The sequence below is a fragment of the Mesorhizobium sp. FG116 genome, assembly GCF_057809835.1.
In genome coordinates this window covers 110,064-118,555 of sequence record NZ_JBMDKS010000014.1, presented here as the reverse complement: position 1 = coordinate 118,555, position 8,492 = coordinate 110,064, and the positions used below count along the sequence as shown (strand labels likewise).

General features: G+C 57.8%; 8 protein-coding genes. 1 reads left to right on the top strand and 7 read right to left on the bottom strand.

Features of this window, described 5'->3' with window-relative positions; all coding sequences use genetic code 11:
- The 7 genes from ACODTY_RS13190 to ACODTY_RS13160 all read right to left on the bottom strand — a co-directional run.
- Nucleotides 1-226 (bottom strand): transporter substrate-binding protein (locus tag ACODTY_RS13190; RefSeq protein WP_488994703.1); only part of this gene is annotated, 226 nt, incomplete at its 3' end.
- Between the two features lie 155 nt (nt 227-381).
- Nucleotides 382-1,074: an ABC transporter ATP-binding protein gene (locus tag ACODTY_RS13185; RefSeq protein WP_488994702.1), complete on the bottom strand. Its 693-nt coding sequence runs from the start codon at nt 1,072-1,074 to the stop codon at nt 382-384.
- Nucleotides 1,067-1,795: an ATP-binding cassette domain-containing protein gene (locus ACODTY_RS13180; protein ID WP_488994701.1), complete on the bottom strand. Its 729-nt coding sequence runs from the start codon at nt 1,793-1,795 to the stop codon at nt 1,067-1,069. The genes ACODTY_RS13185 and ACODTY_RS13180 overlap by 8 nt, the downstream gene beginning before the upstream one ends.
- Before the next feature lie 3 nt (nt 1,796-1,798).
- Nucleotides 1,799-2,872: a branched-chain amino acid ABC transporter permease gene (locus ACODTY_RS13175; protein ID WP_488994700.1), complete on the bottom strand. Its 1,074-nt coding sequence runs from the start codon at nt 2,870-2,872 to the stop codon at nt 1,799-1,801.
- Between the two features lie 2 nt (nt 2,873-2,874).
- Nucleotides 2,875-3,735, bottom strand: coding sequence for a branched-chain amino acid ABC transporter permease (locus ACODTY_RS13170; RefSeq protein ID WP_488994699.1), 861 nt, complete (start codon nt 3,733-3,735; stop codon nt 2,875-2,877).
- 120 nt (nt 3,736-3,855) lie between these two features.
- Nucleotides 3,856-5,097, bottom strand: coding sequence for a transporter substrate-binding protein (locus tag ACODTY_RS13165; protein ID WP_488994698.1), 1,242 nt, complete (start codon nt 5,095-5,097; stop codon nt 3,856-3,858).
- A gap of 493 nt (nt 5,098-5,590) precedes the next feature.
- Nucleotides 5,591-5,947, bottom strand: a complete 357-nt coding sequence (locus ACODTY_RS13160) for a putative quinol monooxygenase (RefSeq protein WP_488994697.1) — start codon at nt 5,945-5,947, stop codon at nt 5,591-5,593.
- Nucleotides 5,948-6,422: 475 nt separating this feature from the next.
- On the opposite strand from ACODTY_RS13160, the gene ACODTY_RS13155 reads away from it, so the two are divergent.
- Nucleotides 6,423-8,483, top strand: coding sequence for a hydantoinase/oxoprolinase family protein (locus ACODTY_RS13155; protein ID WP_488994696.1), 2,061 nt, complete (start codon nt 6,423-6,425; stop codon nt 8,481-8,483).
- Nucleotides 8,484-8,492: the final 9 nt, after the last annotated feature.

Below are 8,492 nucleotides of genomic sequence, written 5' to 3'. Positions count from 1 at the left end.
CTTCGGCGAGAAGCCGGTTGGCGAGCAGGTTGTAGGCGAGCGGATCGCCGCCGGGGTCATGGCAGACGGCGACAAGCTCGCGCCCGTTGATGCCGCCGGCCTCGTTTACCTCGCCGATCGCAAACAAGGTGGCGTCGAGCATGCTCTGTTCGGTGGTCGAGGTCGGCCCCGACTGCGAAAACAGCACTCCAACCCTGATCGGCTTGTCTGTGTTCCTGCTTGCCAACGCCAACTCCGTTCATACGCCGGAGCCAACAAAAAAGCGCTCCACGCGGTTGGTCCCGAATTTACCTCATGTTGGTCTCGAAGCCCGGCAGATTTCTATGTGGAACTCGGTTCACGCGCCTCCCGGAACACAAAACTTCGGTTTTCGGAAAAAGTTCAAATTCCCAGCATTTCTTCGACGACGCGAGGATCCGCCAATTCGTCAGCGGAAATTTCCGAGATGATATGTCCCTTCTGGATGATCAGTATTCGCTGCGCCAACGAACGAATGAAATTCAGGTCCTGCTCAACCAGAAGGATCGTCAGGCCCAGGGCCTTGTTGAGATCGGCAAGCTTCTCGGCAATCAGATCGACGATGGAAGGCTGGATGCCTTCGGTCGGCTCGTCCAGGAGCACGAGTTTCGGGCGGCCAACCAGGCAGCGGGCAAGCGCCAATATCTGCTGCTGTCCACCCGATAGTCCGCGACCGGGCCGCTCGAGCAGGTCCTTCAACACTGGAAAATGATCGAGCACTTCGGGAATGACGCTGTCGCCGTCATGCGCGATACCGCCCAGCTTGAGATTTTCAAGAACGGAAAGCTCAGGAAAGATCGCGCGCCCTTGCGGGACATAGGCAAGTCCCGCTCGTGAGCGTCTGTAGGTATCCAGTGCGGTAATGTCCTTGCCATCAAAGGAAATGCGACCGGAGGTTACCGCGATTTCGCCCATCAGCGTTTTGAGCAGAGTGGTCTTGCCCATGCCGTTGTGACCGAGGATGCCGACGACTTCGCCTTCTTTCACCGACAAATTGATGCCGTTGAGGATAGGGATGCGGCCATATCCAGAATGGAGGGAACTGACGTCAAGCATGGCCCGATTTCCCCAGATAGACGTCCCGCACCATCTCGTTGGCCTGGACATTTTGCATCGTGTCCTCGATCAGGATCTTGCCTTGATGGAAAACCGTAACCTTCTTGGCGATCTGTCGGATGAACTGCATATCATGCTCGACAACGACTATGGCGCTGGTCTTGTTGAGCTCGAGTATGAGTTGCGCCGTCCGGTTGGTTTCCTCTGCGGTCATGCCGGCGGCCGGTTCGTCAAGGAGAACCAGTTGAGGTTGGAGCGCCATCACCATGCCGAACTCTACCCATTGGCGCTGTCCATGGGCCAATTCTCCCACCAGTGAGTTGGCGAGCCGGGCCAGGGAAAGCCGCTCCATCACTTGATCGGCGATCTTTGCACCCTTCGCCTCGTGATGGCGGAAGCGTGCGGCAAGCCAGATATTTTCTCTTACGCTGATGTTGTCGAAAACATCCGGCACCTGGTTCTTGATGCCGATGCCCATTCGGCTGACCTGATGCCTGCTCGATCGGGTTATGTTGTGGGAGTTGAAATAGACGGTTCCTGCACTCGGTGGGATCTGCCCGCTGATCATCTTGAAGAAGGTGCTCTTTCCGGCACCGTTCGGCCCGATCAGACAACGGAGTTCCCCGAACTCCAGCTTGAAGTCGACATTGGCGATTGCGTTTACGCCGCCGTAGCTTTTGCGCAGGTTTCGTGTTTCCAGCAGATAGTCGGATCGAACCATGGTTCATGCCTCCCGTTGCGCATTCTTGCCGACAACATCCGATTGAACCGACAGATGCCTTCGTGACTGCAGCAGATAGGTGAGGGCGGTTCCCAGCGAGGGGAGGACGCCGCGCGGGAAGACCATGACGAAGATGATCATGACGCCGCCAAGGATGAGGTTGACCTGGCCGAGGCCAGCTGTTCCAAGCCAGTTGGTCGCTTGCTGAACGATACCTGTTCCGACCAGCGGGCCGATCAATGTCGATTTGCCACCTACGATGACATACATGACAAGGCTGGCAGCCGAACTGAGGTTCATCATCTCAGGCGCGACGAAATTTCCCCACACGCCATAGAGACCACCCGCCAGCCCGGCCAATCCGCCGGAGATGACAAATGCCATCAAGCGGTAGCGGCGGGTGTCATAGCCAAGCATCTCTGCGCGATGTTCATTTTCGCGAATACTCACCAGCACCCGCCCGAAATGCGTGGTCAGGAGCAGCCGCAACCCGATGTAGGACAGCACCATCAGGATGAACGCCAGATAGTATACCCCGGTCAGGAAAAGCGTCTCGTGATGGTTCCAGGGAACTTGCAGGTCAGGAACCGTCGAGATGCCGTTTTGACCGCGCAGCATAACGTCGCCGATCTTGAACCTTTCATCCGATGTTGCCCGCACCGCCTTTTCGAGCACGATCGTCACCACCAGCGTCGTAACGGTGAAATAGATGCTGCTGATGCGGCCATAGATCATGAAGTATCCAAGGGCTGCGGCAGCAAGGACAGGGATGATGATCGCCAGCACCATGCCGAAGGTGGTTTCGTTGTAATTCAGCGACCAGACGGCGTAAGTGTAGCCGCCCAGGCCGAAGAAGACGGTCTGGCCGAAGCTCAGCATGCCGACGAAGCCCCAAAGGAACCCCATGCTCAAGGCCAGTATGGCAAAGATGAAGATGATCGACAGATCGAGATGAACATCGATCTCGGTGAAGCGCGGGATGAGCAACCCGATTGCGACTGCCAACCCGACGAGGCTCCACCAAACGCGATGCGGCATCTGGGATGGAGGTGTTTCAAAGAATTTCTGGATGAACATGTTCAAATTCCCCGACGGAAGCGTCCGGTGATGCCCTGAGGCAGCATGCGCAGCAGGACTATTGCCACCAGCAACACGACGATCTCGCCCACGACCTGCGTCGACAGGAACGAGACGATGCCGTCGGCGACACCGAAAACGGAGGACGCCAAAAGCGTACCCATGAGTGGAAGATCGCCGCCGGCGATCACGGTTACGAAGGCCTTGGCGACATAGAAGCTGCCCATTGTAGGCTGGTTGCCAACGATGGGAGCAAGGACCGCGCCGGCAAAGCCGGTCAGCGCCGAGCCGTAGCCGAACGTCAGCATGTAGTAGTATTTCGTGTTGATGCCCAAGGCGGCGGCCATCTGAGGCTTCTGCATCGTGCCGCGCACGACCAGCCCGAAGCGCGTGTAGCGCCATAGGCAAAAGGTCAACAAGAGCATCAGGAATGCGAGACCGATGAGGACCAGGTTGTAGACCGCGATCGAATAGTCTCCGACCTGGAACTTGCCGAGCTGGGCGTCTACGCCGGCTTCCTGGGGGCCGAAGATCGTGGTCACCATGCCCACCATAAGCAGGCTAAGGCCCCACGTCGCCAGCAGCGTGTCCATGATGCGTCCATACAGAAACTGGATCAGGCAGCGCTCGACGATGACGCCGAAAATGCCGACGCCCAGGCTGGACAGGATCACTGCGAGCCAGAAAGGAATGCCGGCCTGCGTGGTGATCAGACACAGATAGGCGCCGAGCATGATGAACTCGCCCTGCGCCAGATTTATCACTTTCATCATTCCGAAGATGATCGCCAGCCCAAGACTGATGAGCACGAAAATCCCCAGGGAAAATGCGATCTGATAGAGGTAAATGATAAGGATACTCATCGTGCTTCTCCCGACACGGTCTCGCGGACAGCCGACCAGGGTGGCGGCGCGTCATGACGCCACCCTTTTGATCGTCCAATGATTGTCCTGGTTGGCAGATAGACTTGCCTTCGACCGCGGCTAAAGCTGCAGTGTGTACTGTTGGTTGTCGTCCGGGTTCTTGGTCAGGTCGCAGACCGCTTGCGTGTCGGCCGGCGAGCGCTGCTTGAAGGTTTCGATATGATCGAAGCCCTTGTTGCGGTTCGAGCGAACAAGATGAATATCCATGATCGCATGGTTGGTCTGGCCGTCCACGGTCACCAGCCCGCCGGGTGCATCGAACTGTACGCCGGGCAGTGCCTCGATCACTGCGTCAGGGGAGGCGTCCTTGGCTTTGCGAACCGCGTTGGCCCAGACATGGACACCGCGATAGCCGTATTCGGCATAGTCGCCGGCATAGTCATCCTCGCCCGAATACGCCTTGAAAGCCTTGACGAATTTCTGGGCCTGTTCGGTCTGTAGTTCATCATGGAAAGCTGTCGTATTGACGATGCCTGCTGCCTCGTCCGCAGACAGGAAGGTTTGCTCGCGGCCTATGCCAAACATGCAGGAGGCCAAAGGAATATTGGCCTTGCCGACACTCGCCTCATACTGGCGATAGAATGCGTTGTGCGCCGACCCCACTAGGATCGACCAGACAACATCCGGCTTGGCTGCCTGAATGCGCGAAATGGCCGGTGCGAAGTTGGACACGTCGAGCGGGAAGAACTCCACGCCGATATCCTCGCCGCCAGCTTCGCGCGTATATTTCTGGATCCACTTTGCCGTTGTGTGCGGATAGATGTAGTCGGCACCCAGTATGTAGCAACGTTTCCCATATTCCTTGACGACATAAGGAACGAGAGGCTCCAGTTGCTGGGCAGGTACTTGTGCGACGCAGACGTGGCGGCGATCGCAGACACCGCCTTCATACATAGAATTGTAGAAGAGCAGGCCGCGGAATTTGCGAGCGATTGGCCGCATCGTTTCTCTGGCGGAACTGGTCACGCCACCAAAAACGACTTGCGCTTTATCACGCACAAGCGCCTGGGTCATGTATTGGGAGTTGAACTGGTTGTTGGATTGCGAGTCGTAAAACAGCAGTTCTATGGGCCGTCCGAGCAGGCCGCCGGCTGCGTTGATCTCTTCCACCGCCATGGCGGTCGCCTTGATCTGCTTCAAGCTGTAGATGTTCAAGCCACCTGTCATATCAAGAATATTGGCGACGCGGATGGGCTCTTCGGCAGCAATACCTGCTCCCTTCAAAGCAGCCAACGTGCTGCTCATTACCAGAGCGCCGGTAGCGGAACGAATGAATTGCCTGCGATTAAATGTGTAGGCCATTGTTACTTCCTCCCAATCGTGGAAACTGAACAGTGTTACCTATCGACTTGCTGTCTGGTGCGTTGACGTCGCGTTTTTTCGCATGTGGGCGCGCCCTTCGGTGGATGCACCAAAGGCTCGGCGGCTTCCCCTGCCGCGCGCTTGTTTTCGGAACGTCAAAGCGGAAAAATAAAAAAAGCTCCAGGTGAGGCTGTGCCCACCGGAGCTTCGTTGCTCTTGGTTATCAGCTCGCAGCGTCGCAGAACTGATTATTAGAAGGGTATGAAGTTTGCGACATTCTGTCAACTGTTCATTGTGAGGTCATCGCCATCTCTGCACTCGGCTAGACTGTCATTCGTCCGATAATTGTTGAAATTACAAGCATATGACCGAGCAATGTGCAGTTGTCGAAATTTGGTCTGGACGTCTCCAGGAGCCGTAGGCAAACAGGCTCGAAGCCGGAATGACCGAGGTCCTGTCGTGCTCGATCCACCGTCTAAAAGCGCGGCTTGCGCTACGGCTTTCCGGTCTGCTTTGCCACCAGTTCTTTGGCCTCTACCAGGATGACGTCGCCGTCGAGGATGGGATTGATGGTCTCGTAAAATGCCGCGCATTCGGCGGAACTGTTGTGCGCGTCCATGGCTTCGGAACTGATGTAACGCTCGTAGGTCGTGAAGACAGTAGGGTCGGATAAATCCCGGCCCACGTAATACTCTATCGTTCCTGGCTCATACCGCTTCACGTGCTCGACGATGTCGCACAAGGCTTTTTCCAGGATCTGCTCGCTGCCGTTCCGAGCCTTGAGAATGGCGGAGAGGCCGTACATCACGGATTCTGTATCGGATGACGGCAAGTCGTGGGTTCTGGACACAGTGGACCTCCTTGATCGTTGGAAACGTTTGGAAATTTTCTAGAAGCTGGTGCGGACGATCGGTTGTAGCCGTCCGCATATTCGGCCTTATGCTGCGTTGCGCACCGGCCCCGATACTTTTGTGAGAATCTACGATTGACAGAATGGGATATATGAGCAAGAGTAAATTTGTCGCACTGCTGCGGCTATATATGAGCAACGTAGCTCTCGTAGGGAACAAGCCTGCGGGAGCTTTTTGTTTATGCAAGACTATTTGGTGACCGATTTCATCGGTTACTTGCGCGTGAGCTTTTGGCGCTAGCAACGAAGCTATCCGAAACATCTGCATTTTGAACGGCATCGACAGATGCCGGTGCAAAGACCGTGCCTGAACTCGAGGCTGCGGATCTTTCAAGCAATACAACTCGCGCCACGCTGTGGGGCGGGCGTGGGCGATCTTGCCCTTTTGGTTGGTCGAACGGAGGAGAGAGTACCAATGACTACCCAAGTAAACGAAGGACCAGCGGTACGCGTTGCCTGCGATGTTGGAGGCACGTTCACTGACGTGTGCATACTGAACGAGGCGTCGGGCAAGATACATGTTGCCAAGACGCCGACTACGCCCGACCCGATTGACGGCGTGTTGAGGGGGATCGATGCCGGCGGCGTTGCGCTGAAGGACATCATCTTGTTCTCGCACGGCACGACGCTTGCCACGAACGCGCTGATCACAAGGCGCTTTCCCAAGGCGCTGATGATCACGACCAAGGGTTTTCGTGATGTGATCGAGATCAGGCGCGGCACGCGTGACGATCTTTGGGACACCTACAAGGAGATGGCGCCGCCCTATCTGCCGAGGCGCGACCGGCTGGTCGTGACGGAGCGTATCGACTATTCCGGCAAGATCATCGAGGAGGTCGACGAGGCCGAGGCGCGTGAGCTTGCCCGCGTTATCAAGAAGCGCAAGGTGGACAATGTCGCCATCTGCTTCGTGAACTCGTTCATGAACCCGGCGAACGAGCAGCGGATGCGCGACATCCTGCTGAAGGAGCTGCCAGGGCTGACGATCTCGCTGTCGAGCGACATCATGCCCGAGATCTTCGAGCACGAGCGGTTCAACACGACAGTCGCCAATACCGTTCTGGGTCCGGTCGCCGGGCTCTACGGCGCCGAACTGGAAGGCCGCATGCAGAAGGGCGGCTACAGTGGCGAGGTGCTGTTGCTGCATTCGGGCGGCGGCGTCATGACCGCCAAGGGCGCAACGAAATTCGCCGCGCGCCTTGCCGCATCCGGCATCGCCGCAGGCGCCATAGCAAGCCGCTTCATTTCGGAACTAGCAGGCTACAAGAACTCCATCAGCCTCGACATGGGCGGCACCAGCACGGACATTAGCCTGTGCTCGGACGGTCACCTCCATGTCACCAACGACTGGCACGTGGAATACGGCTATCCGATCCGCTTCCCCAGCATCGAAGTGTTGACGATCGGGGCCGGCGGCGGCTCGCTTGCTTGGCGCGATGCGGCAGGGGCACTTCGCAACGGGCCGCAATCGGCTGGCTCGACGCCGGGTCCGGTCTGCTACAATCAGGGCGGCACCGAACCGACCAACTGTGATGCCAACGTTTTCCTTGGCCGTCTCGGTACGAAGCTTGCCGGCGGCAAAGTGGAGCTTGACGTCAAGCTTGCCGAGGGTGCGATCGACCGCGTCATAGCCAAGCCGTTCGGCATGGAAACAGAGCAGGCGGCCCTGTCGGTCCTGAAGGTCGCGAATGCAAACATGGCGGATGCCGTGCGCCTTGTCTCGCTGAGAAAAGGCTACGACCCGCGCGATTTCGCACTTGTCGCGTTTGGCGGTGCGGGCGCATTGCATGGCGTGCCGCTGGCCAGGGACCTGCACATCCCCGTCGTGCTGATCCCGCCTAACCCGGGCGTCACCTCGGCGATGGGCTGTCTGCTTGTCGACATCACCCACGACATCACGCAGATGTACATCGACACCGTCAGCGACATCGACATGAAGGAACTGAACAGCGCCTTCCGTGTGCTCGAGGAAGATGGCCGCGACCGGTTGCTGACGGAGGACATCAGCCCAGACCGGATGTTGTTCCAGCGCTTCATCGACATGCGCTACCTCGGCCAGTGGCGTTCGATGTCGATCCCGGTCAGCGCCGACATCAAGGACCTCGACGCAGCTGTCAAGCAGTTCCACGAAGAGCATGGGCGCGAGCACAACTACTCGCGGCCAGATGCGCCGGTGGAAGTGTGCCGCATCCAGGTCAAGGCGACCGGACTGAACCGCAAGGCGGAACTCGCCAAGCACAAGCTGCGCAAGGCGCCGCTCCCGGCGCCGGTCGAGGAACGCATGGTGCGCTTCGACGAAGCACCCAAGCGCATCAAGACGCCCGTCTACGACCGCTCGACGCTGCATGCGGGCGCTGTCGTCGAAGGGCCTGCGATCATCGATCAGCTCGACTCCACCATTTTGGTCCCGCCCGGGATCAAAGCTGAGGTCGATGAATACCTGATCATCAAGATGCACGTTCCACAGCAGTCCTGATCAACGCGC

Coding starts and splice junctions, on each gene's coding strand:
- ACODTY_RS13185 (WP_488994702.1), bottom strand. CDS start 1,074: ATGCTTGACGTCAGTTCCCTCCATTCTGGATATGGCCGCATCCCTATC.
- ACODTY_RS13180 (WP_488994701.1), bottom strand. CDS start 1,795: ATGGTTCGATCCGACTATCTGCTGGAAACACGAAACCTGCGCAAAAGC.
- ACODTY_RS13175 (WP_488994700.1), bottom strand. CDS start 2,872: ATGTTCATCCAGAAATTCTTTGAAACACCTCCATCCCAGATGCCGCAT.
- ACODTY_RS13170 (WP_488994699.1), bottom strand. CDS start 3,735: ATGAGTATCCTTATCATTTACCTCTATCAGATCGCATTTTCCCTGGGG.
- ACODTY_RS13165 (WP_488994698.1), bottom strand. CDS start 5,097: ATGGCCTACACATTTAATCGCAGGCAATTCATTCGTTCCGCTACCGGC.
- ACODTY_RS13155 (WP_488994696.1), top strand. CDS start 6,423: ATGACTACCCAAGTAAACGAAGGACCAGCGGTACGCGTTGCCTGCGAT.